This is a genomic window from Emticicia fontis (assembly GCF_054779675.1).
In genome coordinates, this window is sequence record NZ_BAAGXU010000012.1 from 40,829 (window position 1) to 64,435 (window position 23,607).

The 23,607-nt window shown below is 36.2% G+C and carries 14 protein-coding genes and 1 pseudogene; 4 read left to right on the plus strand and 11 right to left on the minus strand.

The window, feature by feature from the left end; translation table 11 throughout:
* Positions 1-174: 174 nt before the first annotated feature.
* Positions 175-7,701, minus strand: coding sequence for a 3-coathanger stack domain-containing protein (locus ACYVFA_RS07610; RefSeq protein WP_460471215.1), 7,527 nt, complete (start codon positions 7,699-7,701; stop codon positions 175-177).
* 848 nt (positions 7,702-8,549) lie between these two features.
* Between ACYVFA_RS07610 and ACYVFA_RS07615 the strand changes: the two are divergent.
* Positions 8,550-8,792 (plus strand): annotated as a pseudogene (locus ACYVFA_RS07615) (magnesium chelatase subunit ChlI family protein); the annotation flags it as partial.
* A 38-nt stretch (positions 8,793-8,830) separates the two neighbouring features.
* Here the strand turns inward: ACYVFA_RS07615 and ACYVFA_RS07620 are convergent.
* From ACYVFA_RS07620 to ACYVFA_RS07640, 5 genes are read right to left on the minus strand one after another with little or no spacing between them, the layout of a single operon-like run.
* Entirely contained in the window at positions 8,831-9,631 is an 801-nt protein-coding gene (locus tag ACYVFA_RS07620; protein WP_460471216.1) for a lipid II flippase family protein, read from the minus strand.
* Positions 9,631-10,752, minus strand: a complete 1,122-nt coding sequence (locus ACYVFA_RS07625) for a nucleotidyltransferase family protein (RefSeq protein WP_460471217.1) — start codon at positions 10,750-10,752, stop codon at positions 9,631-9,633. Before ACYVFA_RS07625 ends, ACYVFA_RS07620 begins: the two co-directional genes overlap by 1 nt.
* Positions 10,749-11,420, minus strand: a complete 672-nt coding sequence (locus ACYVFA_RS07630; protein ID WP_460471218.1) for a glycosyltransferase family 2 protein — start codon at positions 11,418-11,420, stop codon at positions 10,749-10,751. The genes ACYVFA_RS07625 and ACYVFA_RS07630 overlap by 4 nt, the downstream gene beginning before the upstream one ends.
* Positions 11,410-12,396 (minus strand): phosphoenolpyruvate carboxykinase (ATP), encoded by a 987-nt coding sequence (locus ACYVFA_RS07635; protein WP_460471219.1) that lies wholly within the window; start codon positions 12,394-12,396, stop codon positions 11,410-11,412. Before ACYVFA_RS07635 ends, ACYVFA_RS07630 begins: the two co-directional genes overlap by 11 nt.
* 6 nt (positions 12,397-12,402) lie before the next feature.
* Positions 12,403-12,825, minus strand: coding sequence for a PqqD family protein (locus ACYVFA_RS07640; RefSeq protein ID WP_460471220.1), 423 nt, complete (start codon positions 12,823-12,825; stop codon positions 12,403-12,405).
* A 510-nt stretch (positions 12,826-13,335) separates the two neighbouring features.
* Here ACYVFA_RS07640 and ACYVFA_RS07645 point away from each other — a divergent pair.
* Positions 13,336-14,853, plus strand: coding sequence for a DUF6734 family protein (locus tag ACYVFA_RS07645; protein ID WP_460471221.1), 1,518 nt, complete (start codon positions 13,336-13,338; stop codon positions 14,851-14,853).
* Positions 14,854-14,865: 12 nt separating this feature from the next.
* On the opposite strand, the gene ACYVFA_RS07650 is transcribed toward ACYVFA_RS07645, so the two are convergent.
* A complete protein-coding gene (locus ACYVFA_RS07650) occupies positions 14,866-16,722 on the minus strand; it encodes an asparagine synthase-related protein (RefSeq protein ID WP_460471222.1) in 1,857 nt (618 codons plus the stop codon).
* A 255-nt stretch (positions 16,723-16,977) separates the two neighbouring features.
* Complete coding sequence (locus ACYVFA_RS07655) at positions 16,978-17,880, minus strand: phosphoenolpyruvate carboxykinase (ATP) (protein ID WP_460471223.1); 903 nt, start codon at positions 17,878-17,880, stop codon at positions 16,978-16,980.
* 70 nt (positions 17,881-17,950) lie between these two features.
* Between ACYVFA_RS07655 and ACYVFA_RS07660 the strand changes: the two genes are divergently transcribed.
* Complete coding sequence (locus ACYVFA_RS07660; protein ID WP_460471224.1) at positions 17,951-18,238, plus strand: PqqD family peptide modification chaperone; 288 nt, start codon at positions 17,951-17,953, stop codon at positions 18,236-18,238.
* Between the two features lie 53 nt (positions 18,239-18,291).
* Here ACYVFA_RS07660 and ACYVFA_RS07665 read toward each other — a convergent pair whose 3' ends face one another.
* Positions 18,292-18,432, minus strand: coding sequence for a hypothetical protein (locus ACYVFA_RS07665; RefSeq protein ID WP_460471225.1), 141 nt, complete (start codon positions 18,430-18,432; stop codon positions 18,292-18,294).
* 192 nt (positions 18,433-18,624) lie between these two features.
* On the opposite strand from ACYVFA_RS07665, the gene ACYVFA_RS07670 reads away from it, so the two are divergent.
* A complete protein-coding gene (locus ACYVFA_RS07670; protein WP_460471226.1) occupies positions 18,625-19,593 on the plus strand; it encodes a DUF6624 domain-containing protein in 969 nt (322 codons plus the stop codon).
* A gap of 97 nt (positions 19,594-19,690) precedes the next feature.
* Here ACYVFA_RS07670 and ACYVFA_RS07675 read toward each other — a convergent pair whose 3' ends face one another.
* Positions 19,691-22,063 (minus strand): GH92 family glycosyl hydrolase, encoded by a 2,373-nt coding sequence (locus ACYVFA_RS07675; protein WP_460471227.1) that lies wholly within the window; start codon positions 22,061-22,063, stop codon positions 19,691-19,693.
* A 25-nt stretch (positions 22,064-22,088) separates the two neighbouring features.
* Complete coding sequence (locus tag ACYVFA_RS07680; protein ID WP_460471228.1) at positions 22,089-23,603, minus strand: sulfatase family protein; 1,515 nt, start codon at positions 23,601-23,603, stop codon at positions 22,089-22,091.
* Positions 23,604-23,607 lie beyond the last annotated feature (4 nt).

Here is a 23,607-nt window from a genome sequence, read left to right on the forward strand (position 1 = left end):
ACCCTTTTTAAACGCAAGCAATTAAACTAACCAGCCTAAAAAATGAGTTGTTCTATAAATATATTTGACTCTATAAAACAACTCATTTAAATCTTAACTTAGTTCGCTTCCGAAATCAGTTTCACTACCACTACATTTAAATTTGAACCAAAAGATATTCCTCTTTGACAAGTTTTATTCTGAACAACTTCCTATTTCTGCAACAAAAACCCCATTGGTTTCAAAACCTGCTGTAAGTAAAATAGAGTTTCCGGCTTTAAACAAAGTATTCGTTGGTGTTATGAACTTATTTCCTGCTTGAATTGAATTAACTGCTTTTATAGTATTATTGCCCGTGAGATTTTCGGTAGCAGAGATAATTTTGTTATTTGCATGAACTTTTAATGAGACTTCTGGACTTTCAACTACCGGATTGCTTGAAACAATTTTTATTTTATATGCAGTACTTCCTTTTATAGCAATAGGAACATTATAGGTAATAGTTCCAGAAGAACTACTTGTACCAATAGTGGTAGGATTCGTAAAAGAACCCGTAGTATCTGAAAGCAGCACTGAAAACTGATTGCCTGCTCCAAATGGTCCTGATACCTCAAATGTGATAGTAAGGTTTGATCCGGCACAAATGCTTGAAGCAGACAATACAGGTGTTCCAATTATTGGAGTTAGGCTTTGTTTAATTTCTAATCCTGTAATTGCCGTGCTAGCCGAAGAAGTACACCCATTTGCAGTGCATGTAGCAGAAAGAGTATAGGTTCCGACAGCTGAAAGCGTAACACTCGTACCGGTAGTATTATTCGACCAGGTTATTGTTCCTGCACAACCACTGGCAGTTAATGTAAGTGTATCTGGCCAGTAAACACTTAAATTTGCCGGGGCTGATACAGTTGGCGCAGGTGTTGAACTAGCACTAATGCTTGCTTGCACAGAGGCAGGATTTGAGCACATCTCTGCGGAAGGGAATAACACAACTTTATAAGTATCTGATGTACTGATTCCATTTGCAGCATAAGAATTGCCATTAATTATACTAGCAATGCTCAACCCTCCGCCTAGTGTTGCGGAGTAAAGTTTATTATCGGGGCTTATATATACTCCCCATACATTATTATTTCCTAGTCCGTCCGCTATCGTTTTATTTGTAAAACTATTACCTCCATCAGACGATATACCAATTCCACCACCTTGCGTAGCTACATAAATTCTCCCATCTGCACCAGATGTAACACCAAGCACTGAATTAACTGTTAGCCCGTTACTCGTATTTTTATTATTAAATGTATTTCCTCCATCGGTTGAAATACTCAATCCTCCCGAAGTTGCCGCATACAGTTTATTATCAGGTGCTAAATAGATACTACGAACGGTATTATGCCCTAATCCATTTATTGTTGTCTTGTTTGTAAAAGTATTTCCTGCATCGCTCGAAATCCCTACCCCACCACCACTTGTTGCCAAATAAATTTTATTATCGGCTCCTATGGCAATCGCGTATACTGTATTACTACCAAGACCATTAGTGGTATTTTTATTGATAAAAGAAGTGCCCCCATCCGTTGAAATACTCAAACCGCCGTTAGTAGCGGCATATATTTTCCCGTTTGTTGCTACAAATATTTCATAAACATTGTTATCTCCCAGACCACTTGCAGTAGTCTTATTAGTAAATGTATTTCCCCCATCATTTGATATACTCAATCCTCCTAATGTAGCTACATAAATTTTCCCATCACTTGTCACATGTACCCCTCTGACTGTATTGTTTCCTAGTCCATTTGCCGTAGTTTTATTACTAAAAGTATTTCCTCCATCACTTGATATACTTAGCCCTACTGAGGTCGCTACATAGATTTTACCATTATTATCGAAAAAGACATCATATACTGTGTTCCCTACCAGACCTTGGCTGGTTGTTTTATTAACAAAGGCAGATATATATTGAACTATATTATTTTTATACCAGAAATATTTAGGATTAAGGCCTTCATTAACGGGTAAAGCGGTCAATGTCTGATTAGTTCCGGCACAAATTAAAAGCGGGTTAATACTTATTGAAGGTACAGTGTTACTTTTAATTTCTAATCCTGTGACAGTTGAACTAGCATTGCTCATACACCCATTTATGATACATACGGCTGATAGGCTATAAGTACCAACTCCTGAAAGTGTTATAGAAGTCCCTGTACTATTATCTGACCACTTGACAGTGCCCGCACATCCACTAGCGGTAAGGGTCAGGGTTGAAGGAGAACATATTACCAAAGAGCCAGGTGGTGTAATTATAGGCGCCGCCGGACAAGTAGAAAAAGAAATTTCATTCCCATAAGCCGTTCCTACGCTGTTAATGGCATAGCCCCTTACATAAATAACTGTTCCTTCTGGCAGACCAGTAATATTTTGGCTAAAAGTACCAGTTCCGGTGCCAATATTTACTTTATTATCTCCCGTTGTTGGATTAGTGCTTGTAGACCATACTATTCCTCTTTCAGTTACTGCGGTTCCTCCGTCGATAGTAACATTACCTCCCAAAGTAGCTGAACTTGGTGAAATAGCAGTGGCAGAGGCAGTGATAACTGTTGCCAGAGAGGCTGGAATGTTACTAACTGTAATACTATTGTTAAGTATATCTGAAATATCAATTGCTGCATTAGCTCCTGCATTCCAATCATCAGTAGCCTCTAGATTATAAGTAGTATTATCTGCCGAAGCAGTTCCCGCTTTATTAAGTATTACACTTAAACCTGTAATATCTGTATTATTGAGAATAACTGTAAAAGTAGTTCCATTAGTAAGGTCAACACTAGCTGATGTTAATGTATAAGTACTGTTTCCTTCTCCTCTTATCTTTAATTTACTGACATTAATATCATTATTTAAGCCATCAGCTACCAGAAATCCAGTGCCGCTTACTACTAGAACACCCGTAGTAGCATCATAAGATGCGGAAGTAATAGTCGGAAGCGAAACATTGCTGACAGTAACAGCATTACTCGTTAAATCAGCACTTCCGCTTGTTGCTGCCAACCAGTCGTCTGCGGCCGCAAGGTTATAGGTAGTACCGTTAGTAGAAACTGCACCATTCTTATTTAAAATCAGGTTAACTGCTGCTTTGTCAGTAGAATTTAATGTTATTTCAAAAGAGGTAGTTGAAGTGATTTCAACATCGTCAGATGTTAGTGTATAAGTACTGTTTCCTTCACCTGTCAGAGTTAATTTACTAACAACCACATCGTTATCAGGCCCAATCATATTAACCAGGTTAGTGCCTGTTACATATAAGATGCCACCTGATGCATCGTAAGATGCAGAACTAATAGTTGGAGGTAATACAGTTGTTGCCTCTGTAAACACAAGATTATCAAAAACACCAAATACTGGTGTATACAAAAAATATGGGTCAGCGGGGTCGTATACTCTTAATCTAACCTCGTCCAGGTCTCTAAAATCAGCATTTAAAAGAATCGGCTTAGGGCTATTTAAATGTACTGGCAATTTGGCATAAGCTACCTGAACTCCGTCTTTATAACCGACAACATAAATATTACCAAAATAAGGGCCGCCGCCATAAAAAGAACCATCATCCCAATAGGTAAAACTTTCAAAATTGATTTTTTTTCCACTAGCTGTTTTAAAAGCAAGATATTTAGGGCTGGTATAGTTAGAGACGATAGATAGACTGTTAATACCTCCATATTGCGCATCATTCCAGACTAAACCATGATCTGTTCCTGAAGTAGGGGTTAATGAGGCAAAAGAAGTAGTAAGGGAATCGTCGGTAACTTTGAAATTAATGGTGCCGAGCGAAGCATCTGTTAGATTAAAGGCATTTGCATAACTTGAAGGGGAAGAACTCAATACCGGAACACCAGATGGCGCAGAATCAAAGTTAAAGGCAAACAGGCTGCCATTATAAACGCGAACAGATGTCTGTGAAGCTTTAGCTGTTGCCGAGCTATTTTTACTTCCGTCAGACACCTGAAAAATAATGATCCGATCGCCGATTGTAGTTGAAGAAGTAGAAAATGTAATGGTGCTGAGAGCTGTTTCATAGGTACTTATAGTAGCATTTCCTGTTAAAGTCAATACGCCAGTTAAACTATTATACGTTCCTGAAATGCCATTTTGATTTGTAAAATTAAGCTGGTCGCCATTCATAAATCCATTACCAATAGTTACTGCACCACCGCTTATTATAGAGACATCTATATCTGATATTTTAATAGCTGAATTAATTGTGCTACTACCGCTTCCAACCTGATGCATTAATACATTGGCACCACCATATACAGCGGGGGCGGTTTCAACAGGCAATACATACATATAAGAATCTATACTTGAACCGTTACCAGTAGTATTTATATCAGTTATTTGTGTAACTGTCTGTGTGCCAATATCATATTTAAAAATTTCTTTATCATCAGAATTGCTTTCTGAACGAACAAAGTATAGGTTATTCTCATAGGCGGCTAAACTGAAAATTGTTTTGTTTGTTGCCGTATGATTAGTCAATACAGTAACATTATTAGTACTATTATATCGCATAATCTCCATTTTAGTTGTGCTATAAGGAGACTTAAAATACAAAATATTATTAAGTACTACTAAGTTGGATGGCTGATTGGAGTTATTGATTAGAGGGGGGTCATACTCTATCGTAAGTGAATTAGAAGTATTTATAGAGTATACTCTGCCTTCAAGATAATTCGCCGCAGTGGTGAAGAACAATTTTCCATCAAATAGCGTAAAATCAGAAATAGTCGAACTACTATTATTATTACCCGTGGTATTCAAATCTGCGACCAAAGAAGTAGAACCAGAGCCAGCATCAGTATATCTGTATAGTTCTGTGTTTAAGGCCTGCCCGGAAGGGCTGGCCGCCATATATATATAATCATTAAAAACAAAAAATCTATATGGATTTGACGCTACATTTGAAAAGTTAGAGACAGTACTCACGGTACTTCCATCCCAGGTATATAAAGTAGTCAGCGCATTTAAATCTGTTGACGTTGTTGCACTAAAATAGAGCTTTGCATGATAAACCGCAAGCCCATAGCCTCTGGTTCTGCCCAGAGAAGCACTTATTTTAGTAAGCGTATTAGTATCAGGATCATAACGCCATAAATGATAATATGAATTATCTCCTGCTTCGAAATATAAATCACCATTATATTCAGCATATTCATTTATCGAAGGATTAACATATGGGTCAAGATTGCCGATAGCTACAAAATTACTTCCGTCATAATACCCAAACTGAGCAGTGCCATTTGAATTCTGGAAAGAGCCAAATAGTTTATTATTCCAGACATACCCTTTGCCAGAGATATTGTCATTACCAAAAGCATTTATATCCAGAGCTTTCTGGGCAGAACCTTTTGTCGGGTTATACCCATAAAATTCAGAGAAACCATTTATTCCGTCGTTAGTCGCTATAAATAAAAGCGTAGAAGGGGCTAAAGTTGTAAGGCTGATTTCATTTCCATATGCGGTGCCAGTAGTATTAATGGCATAAGCCTTGACATAAATAGTTGTATTAGAAGGAAGTCCTGTGATTGTCTGGCTGAAAGTACCTGTGCCGGAACCTATTGCCACTTTGTTATTAGCCGTTGTAGGATTTGTAGAAGTCGACCAGACAATACCTCGTTCAGTAACTGTAGTACCACCATCAGCTGTTACATTGCCTCCTAAAGTAGCTGAATTTGTAGAGATACTACTTGCGCTACCTGTAGTAACTGTTGCGGTAGTATTAGTAGATGCATACGAAAATTTAACAAGAGCCGAACTTGTACCAGCAATATAAAAATTATTACCGCTAGCTGTAACACTTCTTAATCTGGATGTTGCACTTACCAAGTAAGGTGTCCAAGACGTACCATCAGAGGATTCTAATATATAAGGATCAAAAGGGGTTTCTATTTGATTAGTTACTGCAACAAAGTGTCCATTTGAATAGGCAATACTACCAACTCCAGAAGCACCTAGTTCCTGCCCTCCGGTATTAGTAGTTGGTACCGTTACATTACTCGTAAAAGTATTTGAGGTAATATCGGTAGTGGTAGTTGAAAAGAACTCTCTACTGGAGATAGTTGCAGAATTAAGTCTACCAACTAACAAATACTTACTTCCATTGTAAGCAATATCATGAAAATGACCTGTAATACCTGGATCAATCTCTGTCCAGGTCTGGCCATCTGTTGAGTAAGCAATTCTGGCAGCTCCAGTATTAGCAGCCCCACCTCCTACTGCTATAAAGTAGCCATTCAGGTATCTTACTGAGTAGAAGTTGCTGCCGCTTGCGCCATCTTTTTGTACCGAAGTCCAACTTGTCCCATTAGTTGAATTGATAATTTTCCCTTGTGCTCCTACTGCAACATATTTACCATTCCCATAAGCTACCGCCCTAAGAGGGTCACTATCAGCACTGGTTTGCTTCGTCCATGTAGTACCATCTGTAGATGAAAGAATCGTACCTCCGTTTCCAACTGCAATAAATCTGTTATTTAAATAGCCTACACTTTGCAAAGGTGAATAAATAGCTGAAGTATTATTTGAAATAGTGTTTAAATCTGTAAAGCTAATCATTACTGCTTCGCTACTACCCGTACTCCCTACCACAACGGTATTGGTTCCATCAGTTGTAATCCCAGTGTAACTTCCACCCGGATAAGTATAATTTACCCCATCGGTCGAAACGCATAAACCCTCATTTCCTGTCTGAAAATACTTTCCGTTCACATAATCAGAATGCTGAGCTACGATGGTAGTTGTTCGGTTATGCAAGGTGAAATTTGTACCATCGCTTGAAGAAAATACACTTCCATAACCACCATGATATTGAGAACTGCCAAATAGATATAGTTTAGTACCGTCATAGATACCATGAAATATCTGATTTGGACTAGCCAAAGTCTGAGTAGTAGAATTCGGCATTGTTGCCACCATACTGCTTGTACTGTTGGCCCAGCTTGACCCGTTGGCTGACGTAAAAATGTCGCTTGAGGCTGTAAATATGTAAAATCTATCTTTTAAGTACTGTATTCTATTAATAGAAAGGCTTGCCGAAACTGTCTGGGATGTCCAAGATCCGGAAGTTGCGGTAGAAGACTTATAAACGTTAGAGCCACCATTACTCCCCCTCGTTCCTATTACAAATAGACTGTTACCAAAAGTAATGCTTCCTAAATCATCACTTGCCGAACCAACATTAAAACTCACCTGGCTCCAGTTTATACCATCACTTGAAGAGACAAGTGTCCTACTTGCACCAACAGCGTAGAATTTACTTTCAACAAATATTAGTTTATTAAAATTTGCTGTTACACCTGAAGTTCTTTGAGTCCAGTCCAGCCCGTCTGTAGAAGATAAAATCAAACCGTCGTCACCTACTAAAACAAAAATTCCATTTCCATAAGCAACCCCTTTGAATGTGCTGGTAGCCGGAATATCTGAGTCTATTACCTTTGTCCAATTATTACCATCATCTGATATATATATCAATCCCGGATTCGGACTATAACTACCTGCAGTTACATATTTGCTATTGCCATAAGCTACTCCACACAATGACGACGAACTGCCTATAGGCAAGTTTTGTTTAATAGTGATGGTAGGCGTACTTTGAGAAAAGCAGCAGGTAACTCTAAATGCAAATAATAAAAGTACCAGCAAACAGCTTTCGTTTGTTTTTGTTGTTTGTATCATATTAATTATAGAATGGTATAAGTCCCTGACTTAAACTTTTACACAGCAAAGCAGGAAGTGTCTGACAAATTTTGAGATGATTAGAATATGAATCAATGACTCATAAAAAATAGAAGAAAATGGATTTATAGTAGAAATTATTACATAAATTATATTTTAAGGAAGGTGATATATTAAATTATCTGTAACCAAATATACCATTTAATAATGAAATGAATACTAAATTTGTAACTTACTTATTGAGCGGTCTTATTTACTTAAGATTTTATTAATTAACTTAAGTTGCTACCTTGAATATTGAAGAACTTGCAGATATTAAATAAGATAATAATAAAGACAAAAAAGGTAGAAAAAATTTCACAATTGTTGTATCGGGACTGAATAGGGAAAGGATATTTTCTATCCCAGGCTTCCTCTAATCTCACTAATTTTCCAAAATCTTCCTGTATGCAAATAGCTTTATATTCAGGTTTTAAATCTGCTCTAAAACCCCTTTTATGTTTTCAGTAATATAGCGCAAGCCATTTCGGATTTAATTCGGACTTCCGATGCGGAACAATACAGATTTGAATTTGGGTAGAGGGAAAAACGGTAGCAATAGCTTACGGAAAACCCGCATCGGCGTTCTGTTTGTAGGCTGTCAATGCAAGTAATTAATATATCGGTCTTTAGATAAAAATATTTTTTTCCGAATCTAGTACCCTGACTGGACGTTCCCGTAGGGATAATATATTTTTAATTTCACCTAACGAGTATCATCTAAATCTTTTTTAAGTCAGCAATAAGAGATAACCAGAATTTCTCCCTTTTCGTTTTCAGAGATTTACATACCAATTAAATCTTTCTGTCTTCATTCAAATTCCATGATGCCACCAGAAATGGTAAAAGAGATTTGTGATATTGGTGAGGGTGGCAAAGTAATTTTGAAAAAGGCAATGGAGTGATTAGGCCTATCAGCCAGAGCTTATGATAGAATATTAAAAGTATCTCGTACCATTGCCGATTTAGCGGATTCAGAAGAGATACGCATTGAGTACTTGGCAAAGGCTATACAGTTTAGAAGTCTGGATAGGGAAAATTGGGCGGGATGAGTCTTTATCTGTTGCACTTGATTTTGCCAGACAACTATTTATACATAAATCAGTTTTGCCAGAAATACAACCAGATGTGCCAGCGGAATAATCAATAAAAAACTTAATCCGGTGCCGATTATCCGGGCAATGACAACAAAAGTCAGGTACCTTCTGAAGTAAACCTCAGAATAAAGGCCATTAATAACTTTATCGGCCATAATACCTAAATTAGGCTCTACAATAATCATATACAAAACCGTAGAGAATCCGACAATAAAGCCATTTAAAGACAAGGAGGTTGTGCGCAAATCCGGATTTATATAGCCTGCATATAAACATGAAAGCACACTGATGGTGGTTAATGAAGTAATAATTACATTCATTAAAATAATATGCTTAGGCATATCACTTATGCGATTCAACCTGCTAATGTTTGACAACTTAGGTAAAGAAAACGATTGCAGAAAGTGACGTAAAGAATTAAGCGTAAAAGACTTGGCGATGACTCTTATCAATGAATTTTTCTGATATACTTTTTCTACTGTCTGATACATCGTTCTCTGAAGAGTGGGTATAAATAATCCTCCGATAATACTCCCTAGCAAAGAAACCAGACATAATTTGAAAAACAACCAGTTGTCTGGCCCCTGCCCTTTAAGAATCGACTTTTCAATTGTTTTTACTAAAAGAGGCGCCTGAAATGTATTTAAAAACCTGACAGTTAAGAAAATAATATTATAAACTGCATACGAAGCCGCCATTTTGTTAGTACGTATACCAACCAACCGTACTGAAAGTACGGCGATACTAAAAAAATTGATAAAAAAAGTAAGGAGTAAAACCAGGTTGATAATCATTAACTAAGGAATGATGCTTTTATTCTGTTAAAATACCATGAGACGATAAATCTGGTAAGCGAGATGTCTGATTCTCGCAAAAATAATCTATGATAAAGAATTCTCTTGGCAGTCCCGCCCCATAACATACTTACTAATCCATATTTTCTGATATTGCCTGATATAGATCGGTAATACTTCTCTTCCAGTTCATCAGTTTTAAGCTGGCTTAATTTTTCCAGAAAATCGTTAGGTATATTAAACTGATGTTGTTCAACCAGATAAGGAAACGCCTTTTTGAGAAAAGGTTTAAACTGAAACCGATTAATTATTTCAAGTAATTCTTCCCAATCAATTTCCGATTTGTCAATAATAATTCTGGCATCAGCTACCCATCTGAAAGGGGGTGTAGAATCAAAATTTCTTCCATGAACCATACTCAAAAAAAGTGCATGAGTGGCCGACATCCGATAATTACTTACACCCGATTTTGTTTCTTTGGTTGCCTTGTCCCAGATAAAATCGCAGGAACTGGGGGTATATATATATTCCCGAAAAGTATTCCAGTGTAAGTCAATATCAACACTGCCATCAAATTCAAGATGGATGGCATGGGTAAAGTCCTTCATCGATAGATGATAGATTTTTGTTTTATTCCCAAAAACGCCAGCCTCTGCTAATTCAATTGCCTTTTTACGAAATTGATAAGGTATCAGAATATCTCCATCATTCATTGGCCTGTGAGCCGTATTCTCATAAAACCGGTTAGCTACATCTAAGCCTTTTATTTGCATACTAGGTATACCATGCTGCTCTAAAAACTTCTGTATCTGTAGTGCTTTATGTTCAATTTGTTTATTGCGTACCCAATAGTTTTTTCTTGTTCCGAGTAAAAAGCCAAAATATGGATGAGTTTGCTCTCCTAAATTATGAATGACTAAGGGCAACATTCTATGACTCCCCAAATCAAGACTATCCATGAAATCAGAGAGAAAATTCGGAGAAGTCATATCAAGATTAGCTAAATGATTCACCTCCAACCATTCAGTAAAGTACCTGATGGCTTTCAAACGTTCGCTCAGTGCTGCTTTTAATAATAGTGTTTGTTTTTCGTTTGGGAAATGCCCACCCGTATATTTCATGAATTTAATGCTCTTTTATTATTGATTCTGTCCTTTAAAAACTTCAACAGATTAGGGTAATAATTCTGCCCCTGCGAATGAGAATTGCTTCTTACTCTTCGGTATGCTACTAAATCTTCAGTCTGATTAAAAACAATTCCTTGTAACTTGGCCGAATCAAACCAGATAATAAAATCAAGGGTTTGTACTTCAGGGAAATATCCATACTTTTCAAACACTTTTTTTCTGAACAATGAAGTGATTTTCACTTGAGCCGCCACCTCTCCTTTATAAAACTGGTATCTGTCTTTATCTGATAATAATTCCGGACTCAGAAATTGCTCCATTTTTCCGAATGTAGTTTCAAGATCCGGGTTGTGCTCAAATTCTTTAATCTGTTTTTCCAGTTTGTTTTCTGTCCAGACGTCGTCTCCATCAAGAAAAGCCACCAGCTCTCCACTTGCTAATTTTAAGCCCTTATTCAAAGTTTTGGCAATCCCAATATTCTCCTGGTTGACCAATAATATTTTATCTTTAAAAGTTTCAAGAATCTGTAGGGTATTATCAGTAGAACCGTCGTTGATTACGATAATCTCAATGTTTTTATAGGTTTGTTTTAAAGCAGATTCTATTGCTTCGGCAACGTACTTTTCTACATTATAAGCTGTAATAATTATACTAATTTTCATTAATGAAATCTATTAGAGTTGGTGCAATTTGTTCCAGATTTACACCCGCCATCAATCGAAACGTTGGTGTTTTTGAAATCAGCAGTTTCATCTTTTCAACAGATTTCTTATTGGTTCTTAAAATCCAGACCGAAGAAGGAACCAGTGCTTTGATTGCATCAATTTTAGAGCATTCTTTGATAAAGGTATTTTCCAGCCCGGTAATAGTGGGCAAAAGAATGGCCTGAATACTGAATTGGTTTATCATAGAGTCAGTAAAAGATTCGTTGATATATACATGCCCTTTTTCTCTCGGTACATGCTCAATATTGCTTATCAGTGGTTTTAGGTGAGGGAAATTATCAAATTGGTCGATATTTAATTTTGCAGCACTGTAAAGGCTATAAACCATGCTCTTCTCTGAATCAACCAGAATGAAGTCATCTCCGGCATATTTGAGTTCTGTGTTCAGACAAGACAATGTACTTGTCGATTTACCCGAACCACTTTTCCCGGTTAGTAAAATACCTTTCTTAGAGAAACCTAATCCGGCCGCATGGCATAAGAATAACTCAGTAGGATCAAACCATAAATGGAAAACCATTCTTAAAGGAGATGCCGTTTCGTTGGGTGACAGACGGCAAAAGTCATCTATCCAGTAATAGATATCACGAGAGGCGTAATCTACAAATATAAAATAAGGCTCTGTTGAGTTAAACAGAGCACGGTTATCTCCAAAGTCTAATAATTCACCACTATAGGGGTCAATGGTGGGCCAGTTTAACCATTCCTCCGGAGGAGTTGAGCCAGTACTTTTTGACTCGATCAGATGCACCCTTACCATTTCTTCTGTTTCGCTCCGGACTGCTAAATGTGCCAGACCTCTGAGATATTTCTCCGAATTGAATTCTCCATACGATAGAATCTTAAAAGTCTGCCCGCCGATACTATAAATATTTTCAGTCTTTAGTAATTCCTCTTTCTCAAAATTAAGCATTTCTCCTCAATTACTTTTTTGTGGCCATCCTCTGAACGATTCTACATCATGTATCGGGTCGAGCAAGATAAGCTCCTGCATATCGTCAAATATCTCCAGTTCAAGCTTTTCATAGGGAAGTTTGATAGCAGATTCTTCACCAACCCCCGGAACTGCTGCCGATGCTTCAGTAATAATATTCTCATTTGCTAATTGGTCAAGAAAATATACTATTTCTGCGCTGGCAGTGGTTTCATCTAACTGAAATTCATTCTGAACAGTGGTTAATATACTTTCTGCATTTGCTGGCTCCTGCAACAATTCCAGTACTCTGATTCCCGTAGTTCCTCTGATACTATAATACTTTCCTAGTGGGATATTAATTAAAACTGCTTCGTTTCCAAAAACCTCTTGTGCAATGGTGGCACTATCTAACTGGTAAGTTTTCATTTAGGTTAATTTAATTAAAAATAGCTTATAAAGACTTTTATAATATTTTTTCTGTTATGCAGATTTTCTTTTCTTCAGCCTTTGAAAATTACGATTAAAACTATACTTTTTGCAAAAGGGAATTGATTCTCCTTATTAAAGCAAACGCTTAGTTGCTAGTAAGGATTTCTACCTATATAGTTGGTTTGTTTTAAAGGAAGTTCTGAACTACAAGAAGATTTTTTTCAATTGGCTATTTCTATTCATCTGCTTAAAGCAACTGATACGAAAGATAACCTATTGAATGATTTTGTCTGACCAATATTTAACTTCCTGATGACGTCTGACTCAATAAAACTTTAGGGTATTTGTAAATGATTTTTGGGTATAATTGACAAACCTTTTATCTTGCCTACTGAAAAATCAAAGACAAGGCTGTTGTTCAGAGAGCCCTCATCCGGTTTGCCTGTTTAAGCTTGCATTATACAAATATTACCTGACAAAATTAAATAATAATTAAGAAATTTAAGAATGAATGCTGTTCAGAGTTTTTGGATTACTTCCAAATCAAGCAATACCGGAGGTTGGATAAATAAGCGCTTCGAATACATAGGTTGGTCTTTAAGTTATTATTTACTGCAGAAAAATTTCAAGGAAGTTCATTTATATTGTAATTCGGCCGGGTATGAAATGCTCATAGACAAATTGGGTTTAAATTATAATAAAATTAATAAAACCTTAGATAATCAGGAAGAATTAATATCGAAATCGTGGAGTTTGGCAAAGGTCCTTAATTACTCTTTACAGGAAGAGCCCTTTGTGCATGTAGATGGCGACGCGTTCTGGTTTGATTTGCCAGACAAAGATTTTTTTGAAGCAGAAATATTTGCGCAATGCCTAGAAATGGATGAAGTAATGTATAAAAACATTCTGCAAAATATTCAGACAGACAATGGATATTTACCTGATTTCTTAAAAGTACCGAATGTAAAAGCATGTTTAGCAGCCAATATGGGAATTGTTGGAGGAAACAAATTGAAATTCTTTAAAGATTTTTATCAGGAAGCGGTACTTTTTATCGATAAGAACCTAGAAGTTTTTGAAAAGAATAAGCAGAATTATGAATTTGTTTGCGTTTTTACCGAGCAATTACTATTCATCTATTTTGCCAATTATCTGCAAACCAAGCTTAGATTTCTGAAGAGGTCCGTTTTCAGATGTAACTTTATTGAAGTACTTGATTTTAACCAGATTTCACCAGTTTCAAAAACTCCTAATTTTATTCATTTATTGGGCTCCTATCGTTGCAGGCTTAATTACTGTAATTTCGTAGAATTCTGGCTTCAAAAGTTCTGGCCCGAGCAATTAGAAAAAATTAATGCTATTTATCAGTCAGAGAAAAGAGAAATGACCGGATTATCCTACTTCTTAAATCCTGAAAGGGAAAAGCTACTTCCTCATCTGAAATGGTTATTCGACAAAGTACAAGATGTTTTAGACCATCCATTCCTTAGAACTCAGACTATTTTTGACATTAGCGTGGAAGAATACAAAGTCAATCCGTCTGAAGATGAAAAACTGATTGATTGTCTTGAATTTGAAAAAAGGAGAGTGGAAGTATTAAAGAGTATGTTGAAAACAACAGATTCAGATACCATGTTTCTGCATTTCGAATCACACCTGAATTTCTGTTTAAAAAATCTTGAAGAGGTAAAAGGGTTGGTTTTCGAGCTAAACCAGACTCGTATATTGAAGAGTAAAAACAATTGGTTCAACGATTTATGTTATGAATCTCAATATTATTGGTACAACCTAATTATAGATTCACAAAAAGAATGTTTTCAGGAGTTTATGTTAACAGAACCCCAGTGTGAATTGGTAGAAATGTTTCAGGGAGAAACCAGCTTTGAAGAGTTAACCACATTATGGCTCAATAAATATCCAGCTCAAAATAAGCAGAAAATTGAAAAGACCATTCATGAAATATTGAAAGAGTTGATTAACCTTAATTTAATTAATTTAACAGTTGATTCGATCATCAACCCGTAAAAATTAAAATCTCTATACAAATAAATACTGCTGCTTTTTTAGCGCTTTTAATGCAGCAATAATATTGATAGTTTGAATAAGTGAAATGATAATGCTTGTCTGAGAAGAGTGAAAAGTTGAAGTACCTAGCATATCTATATTTCTAATGAGTGCCGACTTATCTATATACTTTTCAAATATAAAATCAGTGTCTTCCTCATTTACTATTTTTAGAATCGTGTCTTTATCATTCTCTAGGCGGTTCTTAAAATCTGGTGCATAAGGACGCTTGTCGGGACGTTGCCTGATATACTCTGGTAATATGCCTTTCATACTCTCTCGAAGTAGACTTCTTGGAACACCGTTTTTAATAAAAAGCTGCTGAGGCACTTCAAGAAAAAATTCCAATAAGGATTTGTCGAAAAAAGGAACGGATGAGTCAATTCCATAATACTGATTTCTATTATAAATAGAGGTCAGCAATTTCCCTATCGTGCCATCTTCTACTTTTTGAGCTGTCCTTTCTTTATACGATTGTGGCTCAGGAACTAATAAGTCGGAATAATTCTTAATAAAATCTTTTCTGAAAAAACTTTTCAACTCTCCTATGCTTAATTTACTTTTTAGGCCTTTGTAAATAGGGATATGCATAAACAAATTCCTCCATACACTCGCTAAAATCGAATGTTTCTTGTATTGTTGAGATGCTTTAAGCAAGCCTAGCGCTTGTTGATAATGCCCATCAAGTATTAATTGAAATATGACAGATTCACCTTTCCATGAAATCCAGAAATCTCCGCCATAGCCTGTAAAAAGATTGTTTACACCTTTGTATTGAGCCGCCTTTAAAATTGCATGATCAACATAATGAAAAGTATTTGGGATAGCTTCATCTATATAAAAGTTTTTTTCCAGATTCTGAAATGTACCTGATTCCGGCAACTCTATATAAGTTATATCAATATTATCATATATTTGAAGTATGTGCTCAATAAAAGGCCGTTCATCCTTTTCCTGATGATTTAATGGTAATACTGATGAAAAGGCATACAGTGACCTGTTTTTTTCTTTAAGTATAGAGGCCAGTATGCAAGCAATAGAAGACGAGTCAAGCCCGCCACTCAAAGTAATACCTATCTGCTTATCTTCTGATATTCTTTTTTCAATAGATTGAAATATTAATGTTCTTGCACATGCATACCAGTCTTCATCTTTAGTGAATGCATATTTTCTTTTGTTAAGGAGCACCCAATATTTATTAATTTGCAAAGGTTTATCAGAGTAGTAACTTAAATAACTACCTGCTGGGAGCAAATGTATATTTTTATCAAATGTATTTGCGGGATTATGAATTCTGAAATAATAATTAATGATATACTCATCATTAATTATTTTAGGAGTATCAACTAAAGCTGTCAACTCCTTTATACAACTACAGATAATAAAATAATTAGTAGATTCATGATAATATAAAGAGCGCTGTCCTAAATGATCAGTTGCTGAAAATAGTTCCTGAGATTCCTGATTCCAGATAGCAAAAGCAAAGTCTCCCTCTAAATGTTCTAAGCATAATTTGTTCCATTTTTGGAAACAAATCAATATCAATTCAGCATCACTCATCTTTTTTTGATCGCTAGGAGGGATATTTAACTTGCTGGATAATTGGATTCTATTATCGATTCTGGCATTCGCTATAATGGTTAATTCGCCTAAAGAATAAACATGGTTTGAGGACAAACTACCCAGAGGAGGAATACTACCAATAATAATCTCATTTATCCCTTTTATGGCATGATAAGAAGCTGACTTTGACTTAAGTTTTTTGATTAAACTATCATTATTGTCAATAATGTAATGAGTCTTTTTAATAAGCCCGAAAATAGCATCCATATAAAATCCTTGTATACGATTGATTATTGAAAAACTTTCCTGATTCTGATTTCCTGCTTATAACCTCGTTTTTACATTCGAGCCAAGCATACAAATGTTTGTTCCAGATATTTGCTTCGCCAAAGGCAATATTTACTTGCTGTAATAATTGTTGAAGAACTATTTTTCAGAAGACTGGAATTTTATCTGATTCTTGAGACTATCAGAGATGGCTATAATTCAACCACAAGTGGATACCTTTGAAGACGTGTACCTTTAATCGTTGATAAGCTCTATAATAAATTTCTGTAAATCTTCTGAATCGAATACATTAGGGCGGATAACTTTATAAACAACGCAATTATTAACCAACTTACTTATTCTATCAAACTGTAATAACTGAAGCCTATTGGTCTGAAATAAAAAAGGTCGATATATCTGTTTTTGTAGTACACTAAATGCCTCAAATCCTTTCAGTTGTGTATATGAAATAGCTTTAGTATTACTTTTAGACAACACAATAACTTTCTCTATCGGGTGACAGTCTGTTATAAAATGATCATGAAAAAAGAAACCGAATTTACTCAGGTCACCTCTGACTCTAAAACTCTTATCTTCGAATATTTCAGACTCTAGTTTATCTACTGCATCTTCCCATAGTTTAATCATAGGATATGAAGCTATACCACCTATCTGGTCATTCCCTAGTTGGTCTAAAACTAATACATCATCACTGAAAATTTTATACCCTCTTTTGATTAGCCCCGCTATTGAAGTAGATTTACCCGCAGTAGACTCGCCTGTTATCAGCGTGAGTTTGTCATTTATCAAAACACTTGCTGCATGAAGAGGAAGCAAACTACGTTGTGCTAAAATAGCTGCCATAGCTGTAGCCAACGCATATATTCTAACTGAACGAGGTTCTATTTCGTCAGTGTAGGGTTCAATCAGAATACTATTTCCATTTATTGCAAAATATTTGGCGACAGGTTCTATATCCAATAAAAAAGTATCAGGCGTATGAGCTATTTTGCCTAGTCCGGTTTGTATACTTTCTGACACTGGTGGAATTAATCCAAACGTAATGGTAATGTCCTGTACCTCAAAGTCAAATGAGAATAACTCAGGAAACTCAATTTCAGATAATATTTTTAACCCGAATCCCCAGTATTTAAACATACACTTTTTGAACTAATTTTATCTGATTATTTTTATCTTTGCTTTCAGAAATACACTTAATAAATAGTTCATGCCACATAATATTACCAATGCCACTATTATCGTAGGAAAAAATAATAACCTACCGACTACCATTCTTGATGACGAATTGATTATGATGGATATTGAAAAAGGAAATTATATCAATCTGAACAAAACCGGAAATATTATATGGCAATACATTGAACCGCCAATTTCGGTAGAAGATATTATTCAGAAACTTGTTGAAAAATATAACATTGATGCTGATGTATGTACTTCAGACACTATTCAATATCTTGAACATATGCATACGATAGGTCTTATTCAAATAGCCTAAAAAATGAGGTGTTTTATTAGGAATAAAATTCCCTATAAAACACCTCATTTAAATTAACTTGCCTCACTTGCAAAGTCGAATCCGGCACCACCCTGTCCTAAGGTTTCTTCGGTAATTTGAAACAATTTAACTTCAGGTTTTACCCAACCGTCTGTGTTGGTGTCTTGATTGTTTTGAATTAGCGCATTTTCCATAATCATTAATTTAATTATAAAATTTAATTTTAAGCAAATATATTATTATTGAGTGATATAAACCCCTATCTTATTATTTAATTATTGAATGGTAATATTTCAAGAAAATATTATTAATAACCATGATTCAGATTTGCATTAAGAAGAAAATAAGTTTTTCTATATAAATAGATGAATTTTAAAAGTATCACAATGATTCGTACGCTAATTCTTAGTATACTAAGTTGGTTTATTTTTTATAATACCACTTTTGCGCAAAAGGTGATATTAGACCCTTGTATTTGTAAACAAAAAATTTTAGCAGATTCTCTTTACCTGAGCCAACTATATGCAAGTGCATTACCAGTTTACGTTGACCTCATCAGAAATACCAGAATAAATTCTTTTAAACAGGAGTTTAGATTAAAAAAAGGCCATTGCGAATTAGCAAAGGGTAATTTTCGGAAAGGATATAATAGTTTGAAATGGGCTTTTAATAAGCCTATATATGTTCCAGGGAATTATAGTATTGACAGTGACCCTTCTCTTCAGAATTATTTAAAATCTAATAAAAAGATTCAGAAAATCAGAGATTTGTATGAGAAAAATAAAAAGTTGCTATTAGGCATAAACGCAGTCCTATCTTACAAGATTCTTGAACTAAAAAGAGAGGATCAGAAATACAGAAAACCTCCTCATGAATCAGATAGCTTAGCAAAAAGCTTTCATATTTCTCTAGATTCTCTGAATGCCCTGCAAGACCACATTGATTTTGAAAATCGAAAAAAGCTAAACACTTTATTAGGCGAAATTAATAACAAATGGCCTGGTATAGAAAGTGTGGGTACTGACGGGCTCAATGGCATATGGTTGATTGTTCAGCATGCTGATAAGGATTTATCATTTCAAAAGAAGTGCCTGGAAGCTATGGGAAAAGGATTAGTAGAGGATTCAGGTATTTGGCTACATTATGCTTATCTATTTGATAGAGTTGCAGTAAATCAAAATACAGAACAGGGATTTTCAACGCAATTTGATGACGTTGTTAAAGACGAAAACGGAAGGTATATTGATATTGTTTTTAAAAAGAACCTTAAAGAGGTAGATGTTTACAGACAATGTATTGGTCTTCCATCGGTTAAAGAATATAAAGCAATAGTTCTAAAAAGATGGAACAAATAGTCTTACTAAAACAGAGAAACGGCTATCATATTTAATACGAATAGCCGTTTCTTTGTTTTATAAATTATGTTTATTGTCAACAATTGGAGAATTCAGATTAATTTTTGGACGACATAGAAGCAGGAGCATCTTCTGCCTTATTCCCCCAATCTTTATTAGGTTTTGCACCCATATTCAATACAAGTTTTCCTCCGTTGATTACACTTTCGTGCAGAATCCAAGGCTTATTCATCGGCTTACCATTCAACTGTGCCGACTGAATATACACATTACTGGCAGAGTTATTATTAGCTTCAATCACAAACTGTTTACCTTTATAATATTTCGGATTCAGATGGAAAGTTATCTTATTAAAAAGCGGACTACTGATTTCATAGAAAGGCTTTGGTGTAGTACCACCGTTAGTAGAAAAGATACCTGTTTTCAATAAAACTGCCAGAGACCCCATCAGCCCCTGATCTTCGTCACCACTATAGCCTAAATCTGGCGAAAGGCCACTATAAGCTTTATCAATCAATTGGCGGGTCCAGTATTGAGTCAGCCACGGCGAGCCTGAGAAATTAAACAAAAACGGCGTTTGCATACAGGGTTCGTTTCCATAATTAATATATACTCTGCGGAATTCTTCAAGTGCTTCTTTGTCGTGAGATTTCCCCGATACAAAATCATGCTTTTGAGCCTTTTCAAATGATGAGTTTAATTTTGCTGTAAAAGCGTCTTTTCCACCCATCAGATTGATTAAACCCTGTACATCATGCGGCACAAACCAGGTATATTGGGCCGCATTGCCTTCTTCCCAGCCGTTATCATAGCGTAGAATATCCACAGGTGTTGCCCATTTACCATCCAATGTTCTGTTCCACATCCAACCAATTTCTGGATTCCAGATATTTTTATAATTTTCAGCACGTTTCATAAATAGCTGATAATCGTCAGTTTTGCCTAATGCCTGTGCCATTTGCGCTAAGGTATAGTCCTGATAGGCATATTCAAGTGTTTGGGTAGAGCCATCCTGATGAAAACCATATTTCGTACTACTTAATGGATGAGGAACATATCCTCTTTCCATATAATACTCAATTCCACCACCTTTCATGGTCTTATGTTCATAACCTGCTTTGCTCATCAATCCACCCGGGAAATGGTTTTTCCTCATGCCCTCATAAGCCTTATTAATATCAAAGCCTCTGATGCCTTTCAGATAAGCACTCACAATAAATGGGGTAGAAGAGGCACCTGTCATCACAAACGTATAATTGCCTCCGGCAGGTCCACGTGGAATAAGTCCTCCATCATCATACATGGCTAACATGGAATTGATGAAAGACTCGGTTACTTCTGGGTAAACCAGATGCCAGAGCGTATTGAGCGACCATTGTGCACCCCACATGGCATCAAAATTATAATAATTGAATTTGGGCTTACCAGTAGCATCTAATGGAATCTGTTTAATCAGTCGTTCAGGGCCAGTCATATCTGAGTATTTTCCATTGACATCCGAAATGATTCTTCTCCCTAATAGCGCATGCCATAAATCAGTATAGAAGCGGCTTTGTTCAGTCGGTGTTCCACCCTGAATTTCAATTCTGCTTAACCAGCTATTCCAATCATTCTGACTATCAGTCACCACCTTGTCGAAATCCCAGTGCGCTAATTCAGTTTTAAGATTAAGCCTTGCCTGTTGTTCACTCACAAACGAAATGGCTACTTTCATTTTTCTTATCTCTCCCTGATTAGTTTTAAAGCTGACGTATGCGCCAGTTTTTTCACCCTCAATGGCATCTTTTATTTCCTCTAATTGCCCTTTTCTCCAGCCTTTGAAAGTCTCAAAAGGTTTATCGAAAACGGCTACAAAAAAGACTGTCAAAGCTTTAGGGCGGCGGATAGTCGGGGCCATAATGGCATAGCCTTCAATCTCCTGATTATTGATTTTCTTTACGTATCCTTTTTGGGTATCTGAAGGCCCTAAGAAAGTAGAAAAATCAAACAAAATATGGCTTTGGTCAGATTTTGGGAAAGTATATCTATGAAAACCTACACGCGTAGTAGAGGTCAGTTCGGCAGTGATATGATAAGCATCTAACACAACTTTATGATAACCCGCCTTCACGATTTCTTTGTTATGAGAAAACAAAGAGCCGTATTTCTCATTCCCCTGATGTCCTTTGAATTCACCAGTGGTTGGCATAACAGGAATACCTGATAACTGCCAGTCATGTGAATGGCTAAAGCACTTGATACTATCAGAATGATAGCGGTAGCCTGAGCCCCAATCAGAATTTACGCCCGTATCAGGACTCAAATTAACCATGCCAAATGGACGAGAGGCCGAGTTAAAAAAGAACCATCTTGAATTCGCCGCATCCACCCAGGGATAAACCATATCAACGGGTCTTAGTTTTTGAGAAAAAGAGGTGCTTACAATGAAAAAACTGATGAGATAACCAATGAAATATTTTAATCTGTTCATGCAAATTTTCAATTTATAGAAAACATTATTTACCCAGCCAATTCAACTGGCTCCAATACGCTGGGCCGTCATTGGTCTGGATTTTCCCTTTGGTGCTTCTGCCATCCTGCACGTGTTTCGTGAGTAATGCCGTTAATTCTTTCACAATTTCAGGATGCTCAGCATACACATTCTTAGTTTCGGCTATATCGTTTTTAAGGTCATATAATTGAATGGGAGGGAGTGACTTCGCTTCTTCACTTTCTTCTTTAGGTTTACCATTTCCACCCGAATGTGAGCACATAATGAGTTTCCATTGTCCTTTTCGGATAGCAAAGAATCCATTAGATGAGTGATGAATAATAGAAGCGCGTTGCTCAAAATTTGATTTTTTATCAGTTAACTGGCTTAAAAAACTATAGCTATCTTCAGCCACATTGTCGCTCAATTGTGCCTTGTTCAATTCAACAACCGTTCTGAAAAAGTCTGTACTACAAACCAACTGCTCTGAAACTTTGCCTTTTTTGATTACATTACTCCAATGGACGATAAAAGGCACGCGATGTCCTCCTTCAAAAATATCGGTTTTCAAGCCTCTGTAATCGCTTGATGGATTATGCCCTTTGGATAATTGCGCCTGTAAATTGGCAGAGTTGGCAAAGCCATTATCAGAGGTAAAAATAATAATGGTATTGTCATATATCCCGTTTTTCTTAAGTGTTGCCACCACTTTTTTTACTACATTATCCACCATCAACACAAAGTCGCCATAAGGAGAAACTTTACTTTTGCCGACAAACTCGCCAATTGGTAAAACAGGCGTATGTGGCGCTGCCAACGGAAAATATAAGAAGAAAGGCTTGTCTTTATTGGCATTCTGATCAATGAAACTTAGTGCTTTTTCAGTAAACTTGCCAATCACTTCTTCTGGTTGGAAATCAGGGGCAATGATACCTGCTCTGAATAATTCTATGCCTTTTCTGGCTACAGAAGTATCTTTAGGAATAGTGGTACAAAAACCATTTTCGACGTAGGCATAAGGCGGCATATCCAACGATGCCGGAATACAGAAAGAATAATCGAAACCTTTGGCATTAGGATTATTGGTCACTTGCTTAGAGAAGTCTACTTTTTTCTCTCCGGCTTCAATATTATTCCACGTCCAGCCCAGATGCCATTTTCCTACCACCCCTGTTTTATAGCCTTGTCTTTGCAGAAACGAAGCCACAGTTTCTCTTCTGACATCGATTAACGGCGTATCATAGCCATGTAAAACACCTTTTTTCATGGTAGTCCGCCAGTTATAGCGGCCTGTCATAATACTATAACGCGTAGGTGTGCAAACCGCCGAGGTAGTGTGGGCATCTGTAAACCGAATACCAGTCTTTGCTAATTTATCAATGTTTTCGGTTTGTATCTTTCCGTTCGGGTTATAAGAAGATACATCGCCGATACCTAAATCATCGGCCAGTATGTAAACAATATTCGGTCTTTTCTGAGCAAACCCTACCGAGAAAATATTCCAACAAATGAGAATACTTAAAATGTATTTCTTCTTCATGTTT